Genomic DNA, 24,832 nt, shown 5'->3' on the forward strand with positions numbered 1-24,832 from the left:
TTTTCACCCTTAATTACCAAAATTATAGCGTAAAGTAAACCCAGTGTTTACAGTCGTCTGGGGAAAGGCAGTAGACACTGCAAATTGCGAGAAAGAATGGTCGTAAAAGAAAAGTGCATTCAAACTTTTACTGAGCGCGTAGTCTGCTGTAAATTTTACTGACAAAAGATTTTGCCCGGAGGTGATCTGGTTATTGTCGAGATCGAGATTTCGGATGATGGTAATATTATCGCGAAGACTTACATCTGCCTTTAAGTTCAGATCGCCTTTTAGTCTTTGCTTTTCGCCTCCGATGTTAGTGACAAAGGTCACGTCCTTAAACCGATACCCCAGCCCGAGCGTATATTCCTTTCCGTTAATCTCTGTTAGCAGATTGTTGTCAAAACTCAGTGACAGGGTGCGATCGGCTCTTACCTCAGCCACCACACTCAGGGAATTTTTCATTTCAAAATCTACTCGCATCAGGGGGTTGAACTGATCTGTCAGAACCACATTGTTTATAATGTTTTCCGGAAGGAAATCCTGGTTTTCAGGATCAATTTGTCCGTTCTGTCTTTCCAGGTTGGTCTGGAAACTATTGATACTATAAGCTGCCCTGTAACCATGACTAAGGGAGAAACGTTTGAACTTGCTCTTAAACCATTTATTCCTCATCAAACCTGTATACTTCACATTCCAGTTGGGAATGGGAATGTCCCTGAAGGCATCCAGATTTACCCTGTTTACGTCCTGACCTGTATAAGCGGCGAAAAAGGCCGGGAGAAGGACATCCTGACTCGTATTTCCATAACGGATGGGAAATCCATCGCCATCTACCCCTTCATCTGCTCCACCCCGGTCTGATAAGAGGCGGTTGGCAATGACAATACGATTATCTTTAAATGTTTCGAAATTATCGGAAGTGAACTCATCGCTTTTAGAAAAGAAAGTGCCAAGCATCAGGGTTGATATGCTGAAATTCCCAAAAGTATTAGGGGTCTGAACTATATACTCTCCATCCTCTACCTTGAAATTTTCCTGCAGACTACTCGAAAATTGGCGGTCAGCTACTAAATCGATAGTAAGATCCTGAACCGGTTGTGCAGTGGCAGTGATATTGAGTTGTTTATTGGTCCTTTTGATAAACTGCTCATTGAATTCAGGAAAAACTGTTAGCCAGCCGTTTCTGGCAGCCTCAAATCGAACATCAGCCTGACTACCGAATACAAACCCGAGAGTTGGCCTGGTGGTTCCTATAAATCCAATAGACTGTGTATAGCCCGGCAATACCTGGCCGTTGTTTTCATTGTAATTTACATTTAACCTTTTTATCATAGTGATAACATCCACTGCTGTATTCCAGAGTCCGGTGGTTTTTTTAGGTACACTGGCTTCTGCTCCAGTGGGTAAATTCCCTGCCTTATCCCTTCTTACATTGCTTGCCACACCCTTGCCAGTTTCCTTTTTCAGACCTATCTGATCGTAAAATCGCTGCATGTTCAAGGTGGCTGTCAGATTGTGAGTATTAGCATTCTGAATGGTATTGATATCCTCTCCTGTCACTTCCCTTATGGCGTCACCTCCCCGCTGCCAGTCGAAATTACTGGTATAAGTGTATTGCGCATTGATAAAATCAAAAATAGGGATCTTGTTCAGGGGTATTTCGTAATTCAACTGCATCTGCTGAGCATGGCGATTGGGTTCTCCTATATCAAAAAATCCATCCCATACATTTAATTCCTGATTGATCAGTGAGTTCGGATTTCCTTCCTCCTCAAAATAATTCCTGACAATATTGTTATTAGAAGATGTCAGATTGAGTCGGAGCGACTTGGTAATGCTGTAGTTAAGGGCGTATTGCCAGTTGAACAGGTAATTACGTTGTTGCAATAGTGGAAGTTCAAGACGTTCAACGCCCGGCTCCAAGACATCCCGGAAACGCTGCTGATTGAATTGCCTGTTGATATCCGATTGAAGCGAAATACTGGTAGGAAGTAAATTAAAATTAAGATCCTTAAGCCACTTCCAGTAGTTGCCTGTAAAAAGAGAATCCTTTTTGGCAAAAGGTGCAACAGATACGGGTTTAAAATTGTGGTTATACACAAAGCCCGTTCTTACATTCTGATCCCTGAGGTTTGCTATTTCAAAATCGCGGTGTTCCGTCTCGTTATAGGAATAATTGAAGGTGAAATTCTCAACATCATAGAAATTGGCATCTGCTTCTTCCCCCCTGTTTTTTCGTACTCCAATAAAATTAATACTGGTTCTTTTGGTGTAATCCTCTGCCTGTTCCCTGATTTCATCTGCCTCCTGGGCTGTGTCTGCCGCTGCAATGCGATCTTCAAGTTTCAGGTCATCATAGACCGGATCGAATTCCGGGGTAATGAGTTGTTCCGAAATTCCATAATTAAAAGGGATCTGCAGGTTCCATTTTTCGGGAAGCAATTTCCCCAGTTCCACGTTGGTCACCACATCATAAGAAATGGCATCTTCACGGGCCCTTTCATTAGGCATCTGATCAATGGCACCAAATCCTGAAGTGCTTTTACTTCCCGTAGCCGAAACATTGGCAAAATCTGCCATGTTTCCATCAAAGGCCGCTATGGCCGCCCATCCTCCCTCGTTATCGAGCCCAGCCAGCCTAAGTTCATTAAACCAGACTTCTCCTCTGGCTGCTGTATTATCGATGTTCTTTACCCCAACCATCATGCTCCTGATACTCCCTAAAGAAGGATTACCCCTGATCCCGATCCTGACCTGTCCAAGGTTCCGGGGAGCGAATTCCGCAACCGGAGTCACCTCTCCATTCACCACTTCATAATAGGTGATATCTCCCAGGGTCTGGTCTGCTATTCCCTGAGATTTAACTTTTTTCAAATCGTCGAGGGCAATGTCGAGTTCATTCACTGCAGGCCAGATATCTTCTGCAGCACTGGCCCCAAAAGAAGTAAACTGTAATGGAACTTCTATTTGATAGTAGTTTTCTGAAAAGTCGGTCCCAATCCTCAGGAATCCAACCAAAGGCACATCGTCATCCAGATAGTCTGAATTCAGCAGCTTCTCTGCATGCATAAACATCTTCAATCTCTCATACTGCCTTACATCAATGTTGACATTCTTAAATACACCCCTTGAATCTTCGGGTTGTAGGTTTTCCAGCAGGAAGGAAAGGGATTGTTCGTTCTGCCTGATAATGGTATTATTATTATTAAGCTGCTCCCTGATCACACCCGGAGGCAACACATAGGGAATAGGGATCCTGGAATTGTTCTCTTCAATATTTACTGTATTAACATCTACGATGGTTCCGTCATCCGAAGGATCATCATTATCTGCCTCCAGACTTTTCGTATAATTCCTCCAGTCGCCCCGAACAAGATCCAGAGTGGCAAACCTCAGCACCACATCATCCGTAAAGCCTGTAAGGTACATACGCATAAAACTGATCGATCTGAAATCGGATATCCCTCCAACGGCATTTGTAAAATCGCTCAAGGGAATCTTATACTGAATCCATCTACGGTTTAATTGAGTACCATTGGGAAGGTCGGGCGTTATACCCTCTTTGATATCAGTTACATAAAGATCATTAACCGTGGTATTGGGCTTGATATCAATGCGGTATTCGTAATAACTATTTATGGTATTCATGGTAAGGTCCCTGTCTACGTCTTCCACGTCGGGGAGGGTTGTGGATCCACGGTTAGTGTTGGTAACCGTTACCGGTGAATTTCCATCCACGTTGTTAAAATCGAGATATCTTTCGAGGATATTTCCCTCCCGATTGAGGTAATACTGGTAATTGTCCAGGGCAGGATCTTCTGCCGGACCATTATATCCCTGGGCAGCCTCTTCACTATCTGTGAGGCCATCGAAACCTAGATCCTGCAACGCACGGTTGGTTTCATCGGCATCAAAGGCGTAGACCAGTGACTGGGTGGCCGGTACTTTACCCCAGATCGTATTCGTTGTTAAGTCGTTGCTGTTCACTCCGGGTAATCCATTTTCATATTGCTTCCTTCCATCCGCCAGGATATCTTCAGAGATATTTCCAAGGTTGATAACCAGTTCTCCGGGGCCTGTAGCAATCCCGTCTACATAGGGATCCATCACCCAGAACTGAACGAATTCCACATTCGACTGTTCAAAATTTGTACTGCTGAGGGAGCGCATTATCCCGGCCCATTTCTCTGTAGGCAGTTCTGAACCAAAAGAGGGGTTTGCGTTATAGGGTCCTTTTACCGATGGGTAGTAGGCAAGATCGAGCGTATTTTGTACCGTGGTCTGCCCCTGGGCGATATCTACCTGCGGAAATACCTCATCGATAAATACTCTTCGGGTTGCATTCGTAGACAGATCGTTGTCTGAGATACCCGAAGGCCTCTGATTGGTAAAAAAGATAGGGTCGATCGTATACCAGGCCATTTTAGCACGTTCGAAACCTACTTCAAGATCGGTTTCTCCCTCATCCAGGAATTCCAGCGGAGTACTTGCCAGGGACCAGCCCAGTGACGAACGGATATCAATAAGTGCTTGCGCCCCTTCAAAATCATCGAGATAGGTAGTCGTCTCTCCTCGGAAGTCGGCATTTTTTGGTGAATTTGGAATTAGATAAGCCACTTCTCCCCTGAGGGAAATATTAGATGGCACATCCGTATCTATATTCGGCAATTTATTTGCCAGGCGGGTAAGGAAAGGAACCTCAGTTGAGAAATTACCATTCAGGCCGAAGATGGTATTATTCACAGGTTCAATTCCATAATTCGATTTTTGTGTCAGCGGACGCTCATTTAAGTTGAGCAAGGTTCCACCCAGGACAAAGTTCTCATTGAACTGATGCTCAATATTCACTCCAGTGAATCTCCGGGTTTGCTGCCCGAAAACTGCATTGTTCTCTACCGATATATTGATAGGGGTATTTGACGCCTGCAAGCTCGGGTCTAGGATTTGAACGGTACCTGCCTGGTAGTTCACGGTATAGTCTATCCCTTCCTGAAGTTGCCTTCCTCCGGCAGTTACACGAACTGATCCTCTTGGAACGTTGAATGCCCCGATCGGGATTCCGTTACTTCCTTCCGACTTATACCTTCCTTTTAGCCTGAATCTGTTCTTCTCCGCATCCTGCAGGGATGCTGCCTTTGTATTGGCATACATATTTCTGAATACGTACTTCTGCTGATTCGCATTATATCCCTGATCGTTATCCACTTCATAAGTACCCCCTCCCAGAATATTAAAAAGGTATTCCCCAAAGGGTTCAACCTTAGTGAAAATGATCTGACCGCCCTGGGTATTTACGGTTATTCCGGGGACAAAGTCGAAAAAACCATCCCCTCCCGGTTGCACATCCCGGTAGACATTGAGTCGGTCGAGGTTAAAAACATCGAGCAGAATTCGATCTTCAAGGGGTTTGGGAATTGATGGCCATCCGTCATTTGGATCTACGGGCGTGATATAATTCCTGGGTGTGGGATCTGAATACAGGATATTGAGTTTAAAATCTTCTTCACTCAATTGAAAAGCCCCTGTAGCATAGATGTTTTTCATCATTAGATCCCAGATAGGGTCATTGACATTGGTAATGTTACTCTTCAACAATTTCAATACGAGGGTGTTGTTGGTAATTTCGGGGGTTACTCCTCCTGCAACCGTAGTGGCATCGAGGCCACCATTGGCAAATTCCCCTACCTGATACACTTCGCCATTAAAGGTATATTGAAAGGCAACTGCAAGAACCTCATCATTGCTCAGACGTTGGTTCAGAGAAATGTAGCCTAGCTGAGTGTTATATTGATAATCACGGGTAGGTTCTAATTTCCTCGCATTTTCGAGTATGGCGTAATCAAATCCCTGATTGATCTGATATCCCCCGGAAATATTAAAGCCACTTTCAACCGTAGCGATATCCCTGATTTCTGAAGTTAATGCCCCTCCATTATTTATTAAGGCAGGATCAAAATCGTTTGCCCCGTTCCTGGGCAAATCCGGATTGGTAGCAGAAAAATTAAAAAAACCGGCAGGATCCCCATTGGCTCTTCCTATCCTTGTTTTCTCATCCAGTGCTTCCCCCAGATCCTGAAGTGCCACCACATTACGGACATTTAGTGTTTGCTGACTTCGGTTGGTTACCCAGACTTCGAGACGGGTAATCTGCACCTGGCTTCGTATGTATGGATAATTCGACAGGGCTTCATCGTACTGATCCCTGAAATATTGAGCAAGGAAAAAGTGCCTGTCTTCATCGTAGTCCAAAGCTGTAAGTTCAAAATCATTTATTGTTCCCCCACCCTGAGCAACCACCGTATTGTTTTGTGATCGCTGTTCTGAAAACACCGCTGTTACGGTGGTTTTTCCAAATTGTAGCTGAGTTTTTACCCCAAACAAACTTTGTGCTCCGGTAACCAGGGAACTATTCAGGGGCATATTTACATTACCAACTTCAATTTTTTGAATGATATCGTCTTCGGTTGGAGTATAATCGAGTTTTACAAGGTTTTGAAAATCGAAGGTTGCTTCTGTATCATAATTTGCCGTAACCTGCAGTCGTTCCCCTACTTTCCCGAGCATACTAAGGCTGATACGCTGATCAAAATCGAAAGACAGATTGGTCCTGTTCCTGGGTGAGAGTGCAGGATTGTCATTTTTTTGCCAGATAACTCCCAGATCCATGGCCACTGAACCCTGTGGAATTACCTCTATAGTGTTCCCCCCAAAAACCGATTCGAAGAAATTATTGTTGACATAAAAATTGGGAAGTAAGTTTCTCCGGGCCTCTTCACTTCCCTCTTTCTTCCCCGAAAAAGCGTCTATTTTTTCCTTGAAATAGGATTTTATGCTCTCTTTACGGACCAGTTCCAGATACTGGGCAGGAGTTAGGATTACGGGGTAATTAATATCGTAGTCGCCTACAGTTTCAGTGTAAATATATCTGTCAAGTTGAGGGTCATAGGTGTATTTGGAAACAATGCTGTTGGGGTTGGGCATTTTAATCGCACCCAAAGCTACTCCTGTTTGAACAGAGTCGACAACTTGTTCTTCCGTTTCCTGAGACTGCAGATGTCCGGAGGAAAGGAAAATAAAGGATAGGAAAAATAGCTTAAATGAAAATTTAAGTAAAGTTTTAGCCCCTGTTTTCAAACTTTTTACAAATTTTTCAGCGCATGTTTGATAATGTTCTCTACGCTTAGTGAAGTATCCTGGCCTAAAACCTTGTCAACCGCCTTTTCGGCTTGCTTTCGTTGAAAGCCAAGAACCTCTAAAGCAGATAACGCTTCATCTTTCTTTGTATTGTTTGAATTTGGGTAAACTTCGTCCAGATCGTAAATTTTTAAAACTTTGTCTTTCAGGTCGAGGATAACCCTTTGTGCGGTCTTTGCTCCAATACCCTTTATCGCCTGAATGGCGGGAACATCGCCCTGTGCGATGGCATCTCTTGTCTGATGGGGGGTCATGGAAGAAAGCATAGTCCTTGCAGTACTCGATCCAATGCCTGAAACGGACAGTAGTAAACGAAATATTTCACGCTCAGAAGCCTCTATAAATCCGAAAAGTGTGTGTGAATCTTCTTTGACCTGTAAATGGGTAAAAAGTCGGATATTTTCAGCATCCGGAATTTGAGAATAGGTGTGGAGAGAAATATTTACAAAATATCCTATCCCTCCACAGTCAATAACTACATGCGTTGGGTGTTTCTCTACAAGTCGGCCTTGAAGGTGAGTGATCATTCTAGGGTATTATAATATTAGTTTGGTACTTTAATTTTAGTGCTTTGTATTTCCTTTTTTTGCCTTCCTCCGTTTTTCCCTTTCTTGGGCATCGATTACTGCCACGGCCGTAATATTTACCATTTCTTCCACACTGGCACCCAATTGCAGAATATGTACTGGCCTTTTCAAGCCAAGCATGACCGGACCTATTGTGTCTGCAGCATGCAACTCCTTCAATAACTTATAGGTGATGTTCGCAGCCTCCAGATTTGGAAAAATCAGGGTGTTTACCTTTTTTCCGGCTATTTTTGAGAAGGGGAACTGACTTTGATGTAAATCCTTGTTCAGGGCAAAATCGGTTTGTATTTCTCCATCCACCACAAGTTCAGGATGGTTTTCATGCAGAATCCTAACGGCTTCTTTCACTTTCCTTGCATGGGGGTGATTAGATGATCCAAAATTGGAGTAAGACAACAGTGCCATTACAGGATTAAAACCAAAGGCCATAGCCAGGTTTGCGGTCATCATTGAAATTTCGGCAAGCTCTTCTGCTGTTGGATCTATATTGATGGAAGTGTCGGCAAGAAAAATTGGACCCCGATTTGTGATCATGATATGGACAGTGGCTGCTTTAGACACGTTGGCAGCCCGGCCTATGACTTCAAAAACGGGTTTGATGGAAGATGCATAGGATCTAGAATAGCCTGAAATCATTCCATCTGCATCCCCTTCGAGTATCATCATCGAAGCAAAATAATTTCTTTGACGCATTCTGCTCTTTGCGCTGTATAAAGTAGCCCCATTCCGCCTTCTCGCTTCCCAGTATTTCTGGGCATAGTGCATCCTTTTTTCAAATGAACTCTTTGCCTGATAGTCAATTATAGGTACATCTGCATCGAATTCCAGTTCTTTCTTCAGTTCCTGGATGATCTCAGTATTCCCTAGTAAAATGGGATGGGCAATACCCTCTTCATAGGCTATCTGAGCTGCTTTCAGTACATCAAGCTGATCTGCTTCTACGAATACGATCTTTTTGGGGTTGCTTTTCGCCCTGCTCATCAGGAGTCGCATCACCTTATTGTCTTCCCCTGAACGCTGTAGTAAGTCTTCCCTGTACTTTTCCCAATCTGTGATCGGAAATTTAGCCACCCCACTTTCAATGGCCGCTTTGGCTACTGCCGGCGGAATTTCAGCAATAAGACGGGGATCAAAGGGTTTTGGAATTATATAATCCTTCCCAAAAGTTAAGCGGGTTTCCCCATAGGCTATGTTCACCTGTTCGGGTACAGGCTGTTTGGCCAGACTTGCGAGGGCTTTCACCGCTGCCATCTTCATTTCTTCATTAATCTTGGTTGCCCGAACGTCTAATGCGCCCCTGAAGATAAAAGGGAACCCAAGCACATTGTTCACCTGGTTGGGATGATCGGAACGGCCCGTAGCCATGATAACATCCTTCCTTGTTTTAATGGCCAAATTGTACTTGATCTCCGGATCTGGATTCGCCATGGCGAAAACAATTGGATTATCTGCCATGGATTTAAGCATGGCCGGACTCATGGTATCGGCTATGGACAAACCTATAAAAACGTCTGCATCTTTAAGGGCATCTTCCAGAGTATGGAAATCCCGTTCGGTAGCAAACTCCTGTTTTTCAGCTGTCAGTGATTCCCGGTCTTTTCGGATCACACCCTTGCTGTCAACCATGATGATATTATTTGCACTCGCTCCGAAAGCCTTGTAGAGTCGGGTACACGAAATTGCCGCGGCACCGGCACCGCTGATCACAATCCGTACATTCCCTATTTTTTTCTCTGCGAGTTCCAGGGCATTGATCAGGGCGGCGGAGGAGATGATGGCCGTACCGTGCTGGTCATCGTGCATCACCGGAATATTGAGCTCTTCTTTTAAACGGCGTTCAATTTCAAAGGCTTCAGGAGCCTTTATATCCTCTAAGTTTATTCCTCCAAAGGAAGGCGCTATGGTCTTCACCGTTTCCACAAACTTATCGATGTCCTTGGTATCGAGCTCAATGTCGATCGCGTCTATGTCTGCGAATATTTTAAATAATAGACATTTCCCTTCCATCACCGGCTTGGAAGCTTCCGGACCTATATCACCCAGGCCTAAAACGGCGGTACCATTAGAGATGACGGCTACAAAATTTCCCTTGGCAGTGTACTTGTAAACATTCTCTATATTCTTGGCAATTTCCAGGCAAGGTTCAGCAACCCCGGGCGAATAAGCCAGGGCTAGGTCTCTTTGGGTTGCATAGGGTTTGGTGGGAACAATTTTGATTTTACCTGGAGTGGGTTTTGCGTGGTAAATAAGTGCTTCCCGCTTTTTTTTGTCTTTGGCCATCAAGTTAATTTAGATTTCAAATTTAAGAGTATTTCCTTTGATACGAACCTATCAGGAAATACAAAATCACAGCATCTTTGTCCCACAGAAAGTATTGGAATTAATGATGTCTGTTATTTTATCTTTTGCTTCTAGCCTCAGCTACATTAAGTCGTAAGGCCAGAGCTGCTGCGATCACAAAAAATACGCCGCCAAAAAGGATTGCGTTTACAGCACTACCTCCTAACAAATACTTATAAATGGGCCCAAAAGTTAAGGTTTCTATCCCCATAGGGATTACGATCATCATATTCAAAATACCCATATAAACCCCGCGTCGTTCCTGAGGAACTACTTTTGAAACCATAGTATATGGAATACCCATCATAGCTGCCCAACCGATCCCAAATAAGACCATTGGAGCTAAAACAAGTATCATATTATCAATAAATGGAATTGAAAATAAGGCAATTGCTGTACCTATTAAACTAAAGGCATATACCTTTTTACTACCGAATTTAAGAGTTAATGGGACTAATCCCAGGGCCACCACCATGGTTACGATATTATATGTTAAACTCATTTGAGCCGATTGTGATGCAGCTTCAGAAATACCAAAACCCATTGTTTTCATAAATAATGGGGTTATATACTGCCAATAAACAAAAAGCGCATACCATTGAAAAAGATATACCAGGGAAAGTTTCCACATAAATTTTGGCATTTCTTTTATCGCAATAGCTATTTCGTTAAAAGGCTGAGCCACTTTTTTTATAAAAGGCTTATTTTTTGCTTCATTAATTTCTGCTAATTCTTCCTCTGATGGCGGGATTTCCGGAGTTTTTAAAACCGACCACAGAACCGTAGCCACGGACAATATTCCACCCAGGCTAAAGGAATAATACATCCAGGTAGGAATGACACCGTCTCCCGAAACGGTTTCAGCCCCAAATAATTTTTGAAATAAAACTATTGAGCCCATCGCCAATAAGATACCTGCACCCACAAAAAGACTTTGCATTTGATAGCCTAAACTCAGTTGTTTTTCCGGAAGCTTATCCCCGACAAACGCCCTGTACGGCTCCATAGCCATATTGTTTCCTACATCCAAGATCCACAGTAAACCAACGGCAAACCATAATACCGGACTCGTTGGGAAAGCAAAGAGACAGATACTACCTATTATTGCTCCTATCAAAAAGAAGGGTTTCCGCCTACCCCATTTTGGTGACCAGGTTTTATCTGATATTGCTCCAATAATGGGTTGCACCACTAATCCCGTAACCGGCCCTGCGATATTCAAAATGGGTAGCATTTCTTCAGGCGCACCCAAATAAAGAAATATGGGGTTAATTGCTGTTTGTTGTAATCCGAAACTGTATTGTATTCCTAAGAATCCAACGTTCATATTAAAGATCTGCCAAAAACTTAACTCCGGTTTACCAATTCTCATAGTCTTCCTTGTTTACGAATTAGAATTTTACGCTATTTTATTCCTCAAATAACAAGTTCTCAATATAGGGTTTTATCATTGTTTTTGTTAAAGTCTCCGCGGTAAAAATGAGTTTTAAACAAAATCAATGTAGTTGTGGTAGAGTTATTTAAGAAATTCGATGTTTCTTTTTAGTCCGCTAAATTTCGTCCGTTTTACTGCAGAACTGCGAAATACCTTCTTGAATACCTCTTCCGTAATCTCTTCCCAATCTTTTCTGTTCATCTCCAACATCTCGGGATGTGGATCAAAAAGTGGCTCTGAATGGGCTTTTGAAAAACGATTCCAGGGACACACGTCCTGACAAACATCACAGCCAAAAATCCAATCGTCCATCTTCCCTTTAAAGGATGCCGGAATCTCATTCTTTAATTCAATTGTGAGGTAGGAAATACACTTGCTTCCATCTACCACATAAGGCTGAATAATTGCTTCCGTGGGACAGGCATCAATACAGGCAGTACAACTGCCACAATGATCGGTAACAGGATGATCATACTCGAGTTCGAGATCGACAATAAGTTCTGCGATAAAGTAGAACGACCCTACTTGCTGAGTTAGAAGATTACTGTGCTTTCCTATCCAGCCCAGTCCGCTCTTCGCTGCCCAGGCTTTATCCAGAACCGGAGCGGAATCTACAAATGCACGGCCGTGAACATCACCTATTTCTTCTTCAATAAAGTTGTGAAGTTCTTTGAGTTTGGATTTGATGACGTGATGGTAGTCCTTGCCATAGGCATATTTTGAAATTTTATATGTGTCTTCATTTTGTTCTCTCTCCGGAAAATAATTGAGGATTAATGAAATGACGGATTTAGAGCCTTCGACCAATTTTCGCGGATCGAGCCTTTTATCAAAATGATTCTCCATATATGCCATTTCCCCGTGCATATTATTCTTGAGCCATTGTTCTAATCGCGGCGCTTCTTCCTCCAGAAAATCGGCTTTGGAAATTCCACAGGAGAGAAATCCGAGCCTTTTTGCCTCTGCCTTAATTAGTCGGGTATTTTTACTAAGGTCACTCAAGTTCGATGCGTTTTTCAAATTTCAACCTGACTTCCTTTGGCTTGAGGGAAATCAGAGGAACCAACTCCACTTCAGGATAGGTTGATGAAACCTTGAACTTCTTTACTATTTCACTGATGGTCAAAATCATTTCATACATAGCGAAATTATTGCCAATACACATTCGGGGCCCGGCTCCAAAGGGGTAGTAATACGGTCCCATCTCTTTTTTCTTTTCCTTTTCGAAACGTTCCGGTTGAAATGATTTCGGGGATTTCCAGAAGGCACTGTACCGGTGTAATTCGTAAACCGACATCAAAAGCATACTTCCTTTTTTGAAATTGTATCCTGAGAGTTCGATATCCTCTTTTGCCATACGATCGATCACGTACACCGGGGGATACAATCTCATGGCCTCTTCGATGCACTGCTGCGCAAAATTTAATTTTGATAACCAGGAAAGGTAATCATCATCGTTTATTTTATTATCAGATACCTCTTGATAGACCTGTTCTTGTATTTCCGGATGTCTGGCCAGAAGGAAAAGGGCAAAACTCAGGGCATTGGCTGTGGTTTCATGTCCTGCGGTAAAAAGAATCAAAACTTCATCAATTAGTTGCTTCCTTTCCATGTGTGTGCCGTCCTCATAGGTAGCTTTAAGAAGCATATCCAGCAGATCGTCTTCTTCTCCCCCTTGGCGGACTCTGTCCTCAATGAGCTCATTGAGTAAGACTCTGCTATCTTCGGAATAATTGAGGTGTTTTCTCAATTGTCCACTCAACTTAAACCACCAAACAAGGTAAGGTTGCCTCATTTCCCGAATCAACATTTTTTGATTGGTCTCTGTGATATGCTGCAATTCCCGCATTTTCTCGCGGATATCCGTCTTACTGAATAGCGATTTGGCTACTACCTGAAAGGCCAGATCTCCCATCAGGGGAAAGACATCCTGCTCCTCATTCTCAATAATACCTGAGAGTTCCTCTCTGATTGCCTTATGCATAGTTCCGAGGAGGCCAGCTAGTTTTTTCTTGTGAAAGGCGGGCTGTATCATCCGTCGCTGAGTTCGCCAATGCTCTCCCTCTGCTGTTAATAAACCATGGCCGATATACTTGGCCAGATCTTTAGTTTGCAGGGACGACTTTTTGAATTTTTTATGTTGCTTTTGAAGGACTTGCCGGACTATCTCAGGATCGCGGGTAAATATGATGGTTTGGTGGGGCCCGACCTTTACCCTAAAAGTGTCACCGTATTTCTGAAAATTTTCTGAGTGGAAGGGCAAGGGATTTGCCAGAATTCGTTTCCGATTTCTTATCACTTCCCATTGTGAAACCGTAGTGAGTTGTCGCATTTAAAAAAGTCCGGGCTGAGTACCTCCTTTGATCCTCCCCAGATGTTTATACGCCAGTTCGGTGACCTCCCTTCCTCTAGGTGTCCTCATGATAAAGCCCTGTTGAATTAGAAAAGGTTCATATACTTCCTCAATAGTCTCAGCACTTTCAGAAACAGCCGTAGCCAGGGTTGAAATCCCCACAGGACCGCCTTTAAATTTGTCAATGATAGTCAGTAATATCTTATTGTCCATCTCATCAAGGCCGTGAGTATCCACATTCAGCGCTTTTAGGCCGTATTTTGAAATCTCGATATCGATTTTGCCATTTCCTTTGATCTGTGCAAAATCTCGAATTCTTCTCAACAAGGCATTGCATATCCTCGGAGTACCTCTACTCCTACCGGCGATCTCAATGGCCGCCTCATGGGTAATCGGAACTTTGAGGATTTCAGCACTGCGTTCCACAATGGTGGACAAGAGTTCGGTGCTGTAGTATTGCAATCTGCTTTGAATCCCAAACCGAGCACGCATAGGAGCAGTCAGTAATCCTGATCTCGTAGTTGCCCCTATGAGGGTGAAGGGATGTAAATTGATTTGAACCGACCTTGCATTGGGTCCGGTTTCAATCATAATATCAATTTTGTAATCCTCCATGGCTGAATAGAGATACTCTTCCACAATCGGACTCAGGCGATGAATTTCATCAATAAACAAAACATCCCGCTCTTCCAGGTTAGTCAATAGGCCGGCGAGATCTCCCGGCTTGTCAAGAACAGGCCCGGAGGTCACTTTTATCCCTACACCTAATTCGTTTGCAAGGATGTGAGCCAAAGTAGTTTTTCCCAGGCCAGGGGGGCCGTGGAACAAAGTATGATCAAGGGCCTCATCTCTTAAATTTGCTGCCTGTACAAAGATCTGCAGGTTTTCTAAAACTGATTCCTGCCCTGTGAAATCATCAAAGGAAATGGGCCTTAACGCCCTTTCAATATCGAGTTCTTCCTGAGAGAAATTTTCAGCAGTGGGATCGAGATGCTCGTTCATAAAATCAAAGATAGTGAAAATCAAGTCGGATTTCCGGCCCTGGAAGACTACACCAAGGCATTTATTAAGAAATCTTTATCATGATAAAAGTCATCTTTTTAAATCTATATAATTCGCTTCTTTGCAGTAGAAATTCAACCAATTATTTAAATCACATTTCATGGGAACATTTGATCTGAAAAAGTACGGAATAGAAGTAGAAGAGATATATAGGAACAGTAGTGTACCTGTACTATACGAATTAGGCCTGAGGCAGGAAAAAGGAACAGCCATCTCCGATGTTGGTGCCCTTTTGGTTTACTCAGGGGAAAAGACAGGAAGGAGCCCAAAAGACAAGCGTATCGTGAGAAATCCCGATTCTGAGAAGAATATCGACTGGGGCGATATTAATATAGGTCTGGATGAACACACTTATATGGTTAACAGAGAGCGGGCACTGGATTACCTCAATACACGACCCAGAATATACGTGGTTGATGCCTTTGCAGGCTGGGATCCAAAGTATCGTCTTAAGGTGAGGATTATTTGTACACGGGCGTATCACGCTCTGTTTATGCAGAATATGCTGATCATGCCAACTGAAGGGGAACTAGCCAATTTCGGAGAACCTGATTACGTAATCTTTAACGGCGGTGGCTTCCCCGCAAACCGTTACACATCAGAAATGACATCTAAAACCAGCGTTGATCTTAACCTGGAAGAAAAGGAGGTTGTGATCCTGGGAACCCAGTATGCCGGAGAAATGAAAAAGGGTATTTTCTCCATTATGAACTACCTGATGCCATTAGAGGAAGTACTTCCTATGCACTGTTCAGCCAATGTAGGAAATGAAGGCGATGTAAGTATATTATTTGGTCTTTCCGGAACCGGTAAAACAACCTTGAGTGCCGACCCAAAACGAAAACTCATCGGGGACGACGAACACTGCTGGACAGACGAAGGTACCTTTAATATAGAAGGAGGATGTTATGCGAAAGCCATCAACCTTTCTGCAGAAAATGAACCGGATATCTTTAATGCGATCAAATTCGGGACTGTACTCGAAAATGTAGTTTATGATAAGGCCACACGCGAAGTTGATTACACGGATACTTCCATCACTCAGAATACAAGGGCATCCTATCCTATTGATTTTATCGAAAATGTACAGATTCCATGCGTTGCGGGGCATCCGGAAAATATCATTTTCCTTACCTGTGATGCTTTTGGAGTTCTGCCTCCTGTGAGTAAACTCACACCGGAACAGGCCAGTTATCACTTTATCTCAGGATATACTGCTAAAGTTGCCGGAACAGAAATGGGCGTTACCGAACCACAGGCCACCTTTAGCGCTTGCTTTGGTGCAGCATTTATGATGTGGCATCCCAACAAGTACGCTGAACTCCTGGCACAAAAAATCAAGGAACACAAGGCTACAGCCTGGCTTGTAAATACAGGATGGACAGGAGGTGCCCATGGAGTGGGGTCGAGAATTAAACTCAAATATACAAGAGCGATGATCGATGCGATTCATCATAAGGATTTTGAGAATGTAAACTATATCAAAGATGAAGAGTTTGGCTTTATGATTCCGGAATCCTGCCCCGGGGTACCATCAGAGGTATTGATTCCTAAAAATACCTGGGATGACAAATCGCGTTATGAGGAGGTAAAGGACAAATTAGTGACCCTCTTTAACGAGAACTTTAAAAAGTTTGAGGAGAATGTAAATAAGGAGATTGTAAATGCAGGACCAAAGAGTTCCATGTCTATGCAGTCCTAAGGAAGCTATCTAGCAATTATTTAATAAAGGTCCTCTTTTCGTCAAGGAAAGGGGACCTTATTTATTTCTTTTAAATAATTCAGCGCTGTCCTTAAAAGTGAGGAGTGAAATCTCGGGATCCCCGAAGAGATAACACCTGGCCTTCTCCGTAAGATTGAGTTCGGTATGTTCCAGAGCCATTATCCTGGTATCCGAACTACCCGCAAGTGTAGCGGAAAGTCGATCAGCTGCAAGGTCAACTGCCCGTATTTTGGCGTTGTCTCTACTCATCAACTCCAGATTATTTGAAGTCCCGTCTATCTGCAAAAGAGCGTTATCCTTTAAATAAATTTTTCCTGTAAAAGCGTTGGCATATACTGTAGCGTCCGCTTTGTGTTTTAATTGAACGGAAAGGGAATCGGCGGTCAGGGTAAAGTTACCCCTGGTGTTATCCTGCATGTTAAGACTTAATTGTCCTGCGTCGGCATCCAGTTTGATACGTGATAATCCCTCAGCTTGTATAACTAATTCTTCCGAATTGATACGCTCTCCTTCCGCAGTGGAAATACGTCCGTCAAGTAGCGTAACCTGATTGAGTTGCACATATGAAATTTGAATTGACAATTCTTTTTTTGCCGTGATCTGGTAGAAGGAGGAAACAACCAACACCCCATTCTCAACTTTAAACTTTAGCACATCAATCAAATTGTCATCGGCGGTGATCTGATACGCTTCTCCGGGGGCTCTTTTCAGGACGATATCCAGATCATCCCTGAGCTCAATAGCAGAGAAAGGGGGTAAGGATTCACTAACTTCGACAACATCTCTGTTCCCTTTAATTTTCGGTTTGCGCTGTGCCTGAATCCCTATACTATGACATATTAAAATGAGGATGAGGGATCTGAGTATTATTTTCATAAGAGGATCAATTTTAGGTCTTTAATTTCAATTAAAGATATTACAAAATGTGTAAGTAGTACATCAGACCCTCTTAAAATCAAAAAACCCATCCACTGACAATATCAGGGGATGGGTCCGTATAAATTCGCAAAAGAAGTTAGTGTTGTAGTTCCTCTTCATCTTCCTGTAATGGAACATCCTGAGGGACGAAATCCTGGTCTTTAATTACGTAGTCACCATTAGGCAAAGTCTTACTGTAGTCATATGCCCAGCGATGTACGTGAGGAATTTCACCCTCCCAGTTTCCGTGGAAATGTTCAATTGGCGCGGTCCATTCGAGAGTATTAGATTTCCATGGATTCTGTTCAGTGGGTTTTCCGTAGAACATACTGTGGATAAAGTTGTAAAGGAATACCAATTGAGCTGCTCCTGCTATAAGAGCGAAGACCGTGATTAAAATATTCACATCGGTAAGCTCGTCGAACATAGGAAATGCTGTATTCTCGTAATATCTTCTGGGTACTCCTGCCATTCCCACAAAATGCATAGGGAAGAAAACTCCATAGGCACAGATGGCCGTCACCCAGAAATGTACATATCCCAGGTTTTTGTTCATCATGCGTTTGTACATCTTTGGGAACCAGTGATAAACCCCTGCAAACAAACCATATAAGGCTGAGATCCCCATCACTAGGTGAAAGTGCGCCACAACGAAGTACGTATCGTGTACGTTGATATCCAATGTGCTATCACCTAAAATGATCCCGGTAAGACCCCCTGTGATAAAGGTAGAAACCAATCCGATTGAGAATAGCATGGCGGGATTTAATTGCAGATTCCCTTTCCAAAGTGTTGTTATATAGTTGAAGGCCTTTACTGCTGATGGAATGGCAATCAATAATGTAGTGAAGGTAAAGACAGATCCCAGGAAGGGATTCATCCCTGAAATAAACATATGGTGCCCCCATACGATTGTTGAAAGGAAGGCGATCGCTAAAATTGAAGCAACCATTGCCCTGTAACCAAAGATCGGTTTTCTCGCATTGGTAGACATCACTTCAGAAGTGATTCCGAGGGCTGGTAATAATACAATGTATACTTCCGGGTGACCCAGGAACCAAAACAGGTGTTCGTACAATACCGGAGAGCCTCCCTGATAATGCAGCACTTCTCCCTGGATAAATATATCTGACAAGAAGAAAGAGGTACCAAAACTCCTGTCCATTATAAGCAATAAAGCTGCCGACAAAAGAACCGGGAAAGATACAACCCCAATGATCGCTGTAACGAAAAACGCCCAGATCGTCAATGGCAGTCGAGTCATTGACATACCTTTTGTCCTGAGGTTGATTACTGTTACAATATAATTTAATGATCCCAACAAAGATGAAGCGATAAAAATGGCCATAGAAACCAACCACAGGGTCATTCCCATACCCGAACCGGGTTGTGCCATTGGCAAGGCGCTAAGGGGAGGATAGATGGTCCATCCCGCAGCAGCAGGACCGGCTTCAACAAAAAGTGATATCACCATTATTACACTGGATGTAAAAAACATCCAGTAAGACAACATGTTTAAAAACCCAGATGCCATATCTCTTGCACCAATCTGCAGGGGAATAAGAAGGTTACTAAACGTCCCACTCAGTCCGGCTGTAAGCACGAAGAATACCATAATGGTACCGTGTATGGTAACGAGTGCAAGGTATACGTCAGCATCCATCACTCCATCGGGCGCCCACTTTCCAAGTAAGGCTTCAAAAATGGGGAAGGATTCTCCGGGCCAGGCCAGCTGCATCCTAAAAAGGAGAGACATGGCTATACCAATAATCCCCATAATCAATCCTGTTACCAGGTATTGTTTGGAGATCATTTTGTGATCCTGACTAAAGATATATTTGGTAACAAAAGTCTCTTTGTGATGATGTCCATGATCATGTGCGTGATCATCAACTTGTGCATGTGCTGTAGCAGACATAATCTAATTTAATTTTATATTAATTTTCTTTTCTAGCCTTATTTTTACTTTAATTCATGGAAGCCATCAACTGAGAAAAGGTTTGCTGACTTTCCATCCATGCATTGTATTCCTCTTCGCTTTCCACGATGATCTTCATCTGCATATTGTAATGAGATTTACCACAAATCTTGTTGCAGAGCAAAACATAGTCGAATTCCCATGGATCTGAATTCGGTTCGCCATTGGCAGCTCTTTCGGCTCTGATGGCATTGGTTCTTTTTACTTTATCAATTACGTCGGGTTTGAGACGCATTTCCTCAGTGGTAATGGTTGGGGTGAAAGAGAATTCGGTGATCATCCCCGGTACACAATTCATCTGTGCCCTGAAATGCGGCATATAAGCCGAATGCAATACGTCCTGAGAACGAAATCTGAAATTGACTTTTCGGCCAACCGGCAGGTGCAATTCCTTTACAATCACATCATCTCCTGAATAGGGATCTGATTCATCCAATCCAAGGACATTAGCCCTATCGATGTCAATCATCCTGACATTGGCTCCTCCCAGTACATTATCCCCTCCGCCATATCGGGCAGTCCAGTTAAACTGCTGGGCGTATAGTTCAACGATCAGAGGGTCGTCCTCATCATTGACATCCATAATATTGGTCCAGGTGTATAGTCCCCAAAGGATGAGTCCGGCCAGTACAACAACAGGAATGATGGTCCAGATAAATTCCAGACGATCATTATCAGCATAGAACAGGGCCTTTTTCCCTTTTTCTCCCTTGTATTTATAAGAGAAATAATGCAGAAGAGCCTGTGTTATGGTCTGTACAATAAAGATGATCACAAAGGACCAGAGCATAAGGCTGTCGTACTCACCTCCGTGCTCGGAAGCTGCTTCAGGCAGTAATACTTTAGTATACTTCCAGAAACTAAAGATGGTAATCGCGTAAATAAAGATCAGGAAGGCGAACATAAGGTACCCGTTGTACTTGTTGTCCTTATCGTTAGCCACCTGAGAGTTATCTGCCTTAATCTGAGACAATTCAAAGATCTTGGTCATCTGCCAGATTGCAATTGCCACTAAGATTAAAACAAAAATCGTAAGTAATGTCGTCATTATCTAAACTAATAGGTTTCTGTAATCATTAATAGTGAAAATGTCTGCTCTCTTCAATAAACGGATTTCGTTTGGGCTGCAAAGGCACCTTGGTGAGCGCTCTGAAAACCCAGAGAATAAATGCACCGGCAAAGAAACAAACTGCTCCTAATTCAGGGATGCCAATTGACCACTGATCTCCAACAGTTCCGGGCATCACCATGTTGAAAACATCAATATAGTGTCCTGCAAGGATAACTATTCCCGTCATTACCACAAACCAGTTAATCCTTTTGTAATCGCTGTTCATCAGAAGGAGCAACGGAAAAACAAAATTCAATGCAACCATCCCGAAAAAGGGTAATTTATAATCTTCTATCCTGGTGACAAAATAGGTAACTTCTTCAGGAATATTGGCATACCAGATCAGCATAAACTGACTGAACCAAAGGTACGTCCAGAAAATACTGAATCCAAACATGAATTTCGCCAAATCGTGGATATGACTGTCATTGACGTCCGGGAGGTATCCTTTTGATTTTAAGTAAATAGTGATCATAGCAATTACCGTGATACCAGATACCATCATACTCGCAAAAACATACCATCCAAAGAGGGTGCTAAACCAATGTGGATCTACACTCATAATCCAGTCCCATGACATCATGGATTCGGTAACCAGGTAAAAAACCAGGAACCCTGCAGACCATCTGAAATTCTTTACAAAATTTCGGTTGTCACTTGCCTCATCCTGGGCCAGGGATAACCTTCTCGAAATTTCCCTGTATAAGATCCATCCACCAAGAAATATAGCAGCTCTTATTAGAAAAAAGGTTGGATTAAGATATCCGGCCTTGCCCTGCAATAAAGCATCCTCTGCCACCACATCAGCATCCATCCAGACAAACATATGATTAAAGTGCATGACGGAGAGTACAAGAAGAACAAAAACAGCGATACCGCCGGGTACCAGATAGGCAGTAATTCCTTCCATCACCCGGAAGAGCAAAGGAGACCAACCTGCCTGCGCTGCCCGTTGGATCGCATAAAAAGCCAGAACCCCTAGAGCAATCATAAAGAAAAAGAAGGCTGCCACATATACGGCTGACCAGGGTCTGTTCTGTAATTGGTGCATCAGGTGTTCGTCATGAGCGGCATCGTGATCAGCAGTTCCTGCGTGGGCAGTATCCTCTGCCAGATGTTGACCTTCTTCAGCATGAGAATCTCCGTGGCCATCATCATGAGCCGCTACCATCGCCTTGGCTTCTTCAGGAGAAGAAGGGACAGAAACGAATCCTACACCCATTCCGACGATTCCCAGGGCCATAAGGACAATTGCTCCGATTTTAAGTCTGTTAGAAAACGTATACATAGTTTAAGTCTGTGTCTTATTTAGTTAGGTCCTGCTTCAGTTTCATTACGTATTCTGATACCTGCCAGCGCTCTTTGTAATTCAATTGCCCGGCGTAGGACCCCATTGAATTTAGGCCGTAATAAATCGTATGATAGGTTGAGCCTACACTGATATTTCTGGCGGCATCGGCATAGGAGGGAACGCCAAGAATCTTCTCCCGTTTCACCAAAGTACCCTGTCCTGCCCCTTTCGGCCCGTGACAAATGGCACAATAGATATCGTATAATTCCTTTCCCACAGCAAGATTCTCCTCTGCATTGAGTGAATCGAGCGGACTGGGTTGTAACCTGGCCATATCTTTACCTGCAAGGTCATTGGCAAATTCATAAGGGAGCCAACCTCTGGATATGGAATTTTCGGCCGGTGTCATTGCCTCCGTGCCGGCTGGTAGAAAATCTACCTTCTGATAAGTTTCATACCCTACCGGAAAATACATATTGGGCATGTACTGATAGTTTGGGCTATCTTTATCAGCGCAGGAAACCATTGCTAAAACAGCCGTGAATAAAATTCCTATGTTAAGTATTTTCTTCATATTTCCAGTACTACTTTTCTACCTTATTTATCTCAACGGCACCTGATTCCTGTAACATCGTCATTAGTCCGTTTTCATCGCCGTGAACCTCAATTTCCATCACAAAATGATCATCAGTGGTTCTTACGTCGGGGTTTTCTGCCTTTTTAAAAGGCCATAATCTGCTTCGCAAATAAAAAGTAATCACCATTAAGTGTGCTGCGAAGAATACAGTAAGCTCAAACATAATGGGCACAAAAGCCGGCATATTTTCTATATAGGTAAAACTAGGTTTACCACCAATGTCCTGTGGCCAGTCTTCTATCATGATGTAATTCATCATAACGATAGCCACTATCAGTCCGAGACAGCCGTACATAAAAGAGGTTATGGCAATCCTTGTAGGTGCCAGACCCATGGCTTTATCGAGCCCGTGCACCGGAAAAGGACAATACACTTCCTCAATATGATGTTTGGTCGCTTTTACCTTTTTGACAGCCTGCATCAGGATGTCATCATCGTTGTAATAAGCATGTATAACTTTAGAGGCCATAATTACTAATTCTTGTTTAATTTCTTTGCCTGTCCGGCCCAGTCGTCACGTTGTGCCCTTCCGGGGAATGCCCCGGTTATTTCGTCGAGCATATCGTACTCAGCATTTGTCATCCTGCTCACCTGAGCAAAGGTGTAAATACCAATCTGATTAAGGGTCTGTTCCATTTTAGGTCCGATCCCTTTCACTTTCTTCAGGTCATCTGCCTTATCCGTGCTGGGGTCAAAAGTTCCCAATTTGGATAGCAGGTCAGCTGCTTTTGTTTCATTTTTTGGGGATGATATATCCGCTACTTTAACTTCCTCCTTAGGAGCGGCGGCGATACCCGAAGGCATTTGATATAATGGTTTTCCGGCGTCCCTTAATTTCTTATACCTGGATCCTGAGGATTTCAGGATCGATTTTACCTCTGCCTGAGCTATCACCGGGAATGTCCTGGCATAGAGGAGGAAAAGAACAAAGAAAAATCCGATCGTACCGATAAATATCCCGATATCCACAAAAGTGGGAGAGAACATTGTCCAGGAAGATGGCAGGTAATCGCGGTGCAATGAAGTTACGATAATTACAAATCGCTCGAACCACATTCCTATGTTCACCACTATTGATATTACAAAGGAGATAACAATACTGGTTCTGATCTTTTTAAACCACATCACCTGTGGCGAAACCACATTACAACTCATCATCAGCAAATACGCCCACCAGTAAGGACCTGTGGCTCTGTTGAGGAAGGCATACTGTTCGTATTCCACACCGGAATACCAGGCGATGAATAATTCTGTGATATACGCACAACCTACTATAGACCCGGTTACCATGATGATAATATTCATCAACTCGATGTGCTGTACCGTAATATAGGCTTCCAGGTTACTTACCTTCCTCATAATGATAAGTAAGGTCTGAACCATTGCAAAGCCAGAAAATATCGCACCCGCAACAAAGTAGGGAGGAAATATAGTGGTATGCCATCCCGGAATAACCGACGTGGCGAAGTCGAATGATACAATAGTATGTACAGAAAGTACCAGAGGTGTTGCCAATCCGGCAAGTACAAGTGATACTTCTTCAAAACGCTGCCAGTCTTTAGCCCTTCCTGTCCAGCCAAAACTTACCAGACCGTATATCTTTTTCTGGAAAGGTTTAACAGCCCTGTCTCTAATCATCGCAAAATCAGGGAGTAGGCCTGTCCACCAGAATACCAGGGAAACAGACAAATAGGTTGAGATTGCAAAAACATCCCATAAAAGAGGAGAGTTAAAATTAACCCAGAGGGATCCAAATTGGTTCGGTATCGGAACCACCCAGTAAGCCAGCCATGGTCTTCCCATGTGAATGATGGGAAAGAGTCCTGCCTGGATAACCGAAAAGATCGTCATGGCCTCGGCCGATCTGTTGATCGCCATTCTCCATTTCTGACGGAAAAGAAGCAGTACTGCGGAAATAAGGGTTCCTGCATGCCCGATACCTACCCACCATACAAAGTTGGTAATGTCCCAGGCCCAGTTTACCGTTTTGTTAAGTCCCCAAGTACCAATACCCGTGGAAATAGTATAAATAATAGCACCAATCCCCCAAAGGAGTGCTGCCAGGGCTATGGAAAATACAATCCACCATTGCCTGTTGGCCCTTCCTTCTATAGGAGCCGCGATATCTACCGATACGTCGTGGTAGCTTTTGTCTCCAATAACAAGGGGTTTTCTTATAGGTGCTTCGTAATGCGACGCCATAGATATTTGTTATAGTTAG

The 24,832-nt window shown here is 43.2% G+C and carries 15 protein-coding genes; 1 reads left to right on the forward strand and 14 read right to left on the reverse strand.

The genetic code is table 11. The features are described from left to right. Positions 1-9: 9 nt before the first annotated feature. From sprA to ruvB, 7 genes are all read right to left on the reverse strand, one after another. On the reverse strand, positions 10-7,116 hold the full coding sequence (gene sprA, locus ACA086_RS13465) for a cell surface protein SprA (RefSeq protein WP_371003868.1): 7,107 nt from the start codon (positions 7,114-7,116) through the stop codon (positions 10-12). Positions 7,117-7,121: 5 nt separating this feature from the next. Next, on the reverse strand, positions 7,122-7,703 hold the full coding sequence (gene ruvA, locus ACA086_RS13470; protein ID WP_371003869.1) for a Holliday junction branch migration protein RuvA: 582 nt from the start codon (positions 7,701-7,703) through the stop codon (positions 7,122-7,124). Between the two features lie 36 nt (positions 7,704-7,739). Further along, positions 7,740-10,043 (reverse strand): NADP-dependent malic enzyme, encoded by a 2,304-nt coding sequence (locus tag ACA086_RS13475; RefSeq protein ID WP_371003871.1) that lies wholly within the window; start codon positions 10,041-10,043, stop codon positions 7,740-7,742. A 118-nt stretch (positions 10,044-10,161) separates the two neighbouring features. Further along, entirely contained in the window at positions 10,162-11,475 is a 1,314-nt protein-coding gene (locus ACA086_RS13480) for an MFS transporter (protein ID WP_371003872.1), read from the reverse strand. 144 nt (positions 11,476-11,619) lie between these two features. Then, a complete protein-coding gene (queG, locus tag ACA086_RS13485) occupies positions 11,620-12,540 on the reverse strand; it encodes a tRNA epoxyqueuosine(34) reductase QueG (protein ID WP_371003873.1) in 921 nt (306 codons plus the stop codon). Further along, positions 12,533-13,870: a cytochrome P450 gene (locus ACA086_RS13490; protein ID WP_371003874.1), complete on the reverse strand. Its 1,338-nt coding sequence runs from the start codon at positions 13,868-13,870 to the stop codon at positions 12,533-12,535. Before ACA086_RS13490 ends, queG begins: the two co-directional genes overlap by 8 nt. Beyond that, positions 13,871-14,893, reverse strand: coding sequence for a Holliday junction branch migration DNA helicase RuvB (gene ruvB / locus ACA086_RS13495; RefSeq protein WP_369746950.1), 1,023 nt, complete (start codon positions 14,891-14,893; stop codon positions 13,871-13,873). 160 nt (positions 14,894-15,053) lie between these two features. Between ruvB and pckA the strand changes: the two genes are divergently transcribed. Next, positions 15,054-16,655: a phosphoenolpyruvate carboxykinase (ATP) gene (pckA, locus tag ACA086_RS13500; RefSeq protein WP_371003876.1), complete on the forward strand. Its 1,602-nt coding sequence runs from the start codon at positions 15,054-15,056 to the stop codon at positions 16,653-16,655. Between the two features lie 57 nt (positions 16,656-16,712). On the opposite strand, the gene ACA086_RS13505 is transcribed toward pckA, so the two are convergent. From ACA086_RS13505 to nrfD, 7 genes are all read right to left on the reverse strand, one after another. Further along, positions 16,713-17,552, reverse strand: coding sequence for a GIN domain-containing protein (locus ACA086_RS13505; RefSeq protein ID WP_371003877.1), 840 nt, complete (start codon positions 17,550-17,552; stop codon positions 16,713-16,715). Between the two features lie 139 nt (positions 17,553-17,691). After that, a complete protein-coding gene (locus ACA086_RS13510) occupies positions 17,692-19,512 on the reverse strand; it encodes a cbb3-type cytochrome c oxidase subunit I (RefSeq protein ID WP_371003878.1) in 1,821 nt (606 codons plus the stop codon). Between the two features lie 49 nt (positions 19,513-19,561). Continuing rightward, on the reverse strand, positions 19,562-20,620 hold the full coding sequence (locus tag ACA086_RS13515) for a cytochrome c oxidase subunit II (protein WP_371003879.1): 1,059 nt from the start codon (positions 20,618-20,620) through the stop codon (positions 19,562-19,564). Between the two features lie 28 nt (positions 20,621-20,648). After that, on the reverse strand, positions 20,649-21,971 hold the full coding sequence (locus ACA086_RS13520) for a quinol:cytochrome C oxidoreductase (RefSeq protein WP_371003881.1): 1,323 nt from the start codon (positions 21,969-21,971) through the stop codon (positions 20,649-20,651). A 16-nt stretch (positions 21,972-21,987) separates the two neighbouring features. Then, the gene (locus tag ACA086_RS13525; protein ID WP_371003882.1) at positions 21,988-22,548 is read right to left on the reverse strand and encodes a cytochrome c; all 561 of its coding nucleotides are present in this window, start codon (positions 22,546-22,548) and stop codon (positions 21,988-21,990) included. A 10-nt stretch (positions 22,549-22,558) separates the two neighbouring features. Continuing rightward, positions 22,559-23,080, reverse strand: a complete 522-nt coding sequence (locus tag ACA086_RS13530; protein WP_369746943.1) for a DUF3341 domain-containing protein — start codon at positions 23,078-23,080, stop codon at positions 22,559-22,561. A gap of 5 nt (positions 23,081-23,085) precedes the next feature. Further along, positions 23,086-24,813 carry an NrfD/PsrC family molybdoenzyme membrane anchor subunit gene (gene nrfD, locus ACA086_RS13535; protein ID WP_371003883.1) on the reverse strand — a complete coding sequence of 576 codons (1,728 nt, stop codon included), beginning with the start codon at positions 24,811-24,813 and terminating at the stop codon, positions 23,086-23,088. Positions 24,814-24,832 lie beyond the last annotated feature (19 nt).

The sequence above is a fragment of the Muriicola sp. E247 genome, assembly GCF_041358175.1.
In the GTDB taxonomy this organism is placed as follows: Bacteria; Bacteroidota; Bacteroidia; order Flavobacteriales; family Flavobacteriaceae; genus Muriicola.

Bases quoted from the DNA above. Each gene is read 5' to 3' on its own strand.
- ruvA (WP_371003869.1), bottom strand. From the start codon at position 7,703: ATGATCACTCACCTTCAAGGCCGACTTGTAGAGAAACACCCAACGCAT.
- ACA086_RS13475 (WP_371003871.1), bottom strand. From the start codon at position 10,043: ATGGCCAAAGACAAAAAAAAGCGGGAAGCACTTATTTACCACGCAAAA.
- ACA086_RS13480 (WP_371003872.1), bottom strand. From the start codon at position 11,475: ATGAGAATTGGTAAACCGGAGTTAAGTTTTTGGCAGATCTTTAATATG.
- ACA086_RS13490 (WP_371003874.1), bottom strand. From the start codon at position 13,870: ATGCGACAACTCACTACGGTTTCACAATGGGAAGTGATAAGAAATCGG.
- ruvB (WP_369746950.1), bottom strand. From the start codon at position 14,893: ATGAACGAGCATCTCGATCCCACTGCTGAAAATTTCTCTCAGGAAGAA.
- pckA (WP_371003876.1), top strand. From the start codon at position 15,054: ATGGGAACATTTGATCTGAAAAAGTACGGAATAGAAGTAGAAGAGATA.
- ACA086_RS13505 (WP_371003877.1), bottom strand. From the start codon at position 17,552: ATGAAAATAATACTCAGATCCCTCATCCTCATTTTAATATGTCATAGT.
- ACA086_RS13510 (WP_371003878.1), bottom strand. From the start codon at position 19,512: ATGTCTGCTACAGCACATGCACAAGTTGATGATCACGCACATGATCAT.
- ACA086_RS13515 (WP_371003879.1), bottom strand. From the start codon at position 20,620: ATGACGACATTACTTACGATTTTTGTTTTAATCTTAGTGGCAATTGCA.
- ACA086_RS13520 (WP_371003881.1), bottom strand. From the start codon at position 21,971: ATGTATACGTTTTCTAACAGACTTAAAATCGGAGCAATTGTCCTTATG.
- ACA086_RS13525 (WP_371003882.1), bottom strand. From the start codon at position 22,548: ATGAAGAAAATACTTAACATAGGAATTTTATTCACGGCTGTTTTAGCA.
- ACA086_RS13530 (WP_369746943.1), bottom strand. From the start codon at position 23,080: ATGGCCTCTAAAGTTATACATGCTTATTACAACGATGATGACATCCTG.
- nrfD (WP_371003883.1), bottom strand. From the start codon at position 24,813: ATGGCGTCGCATTACGAAGCACCTATAAGAAAACCCCTTGTTATTGGA.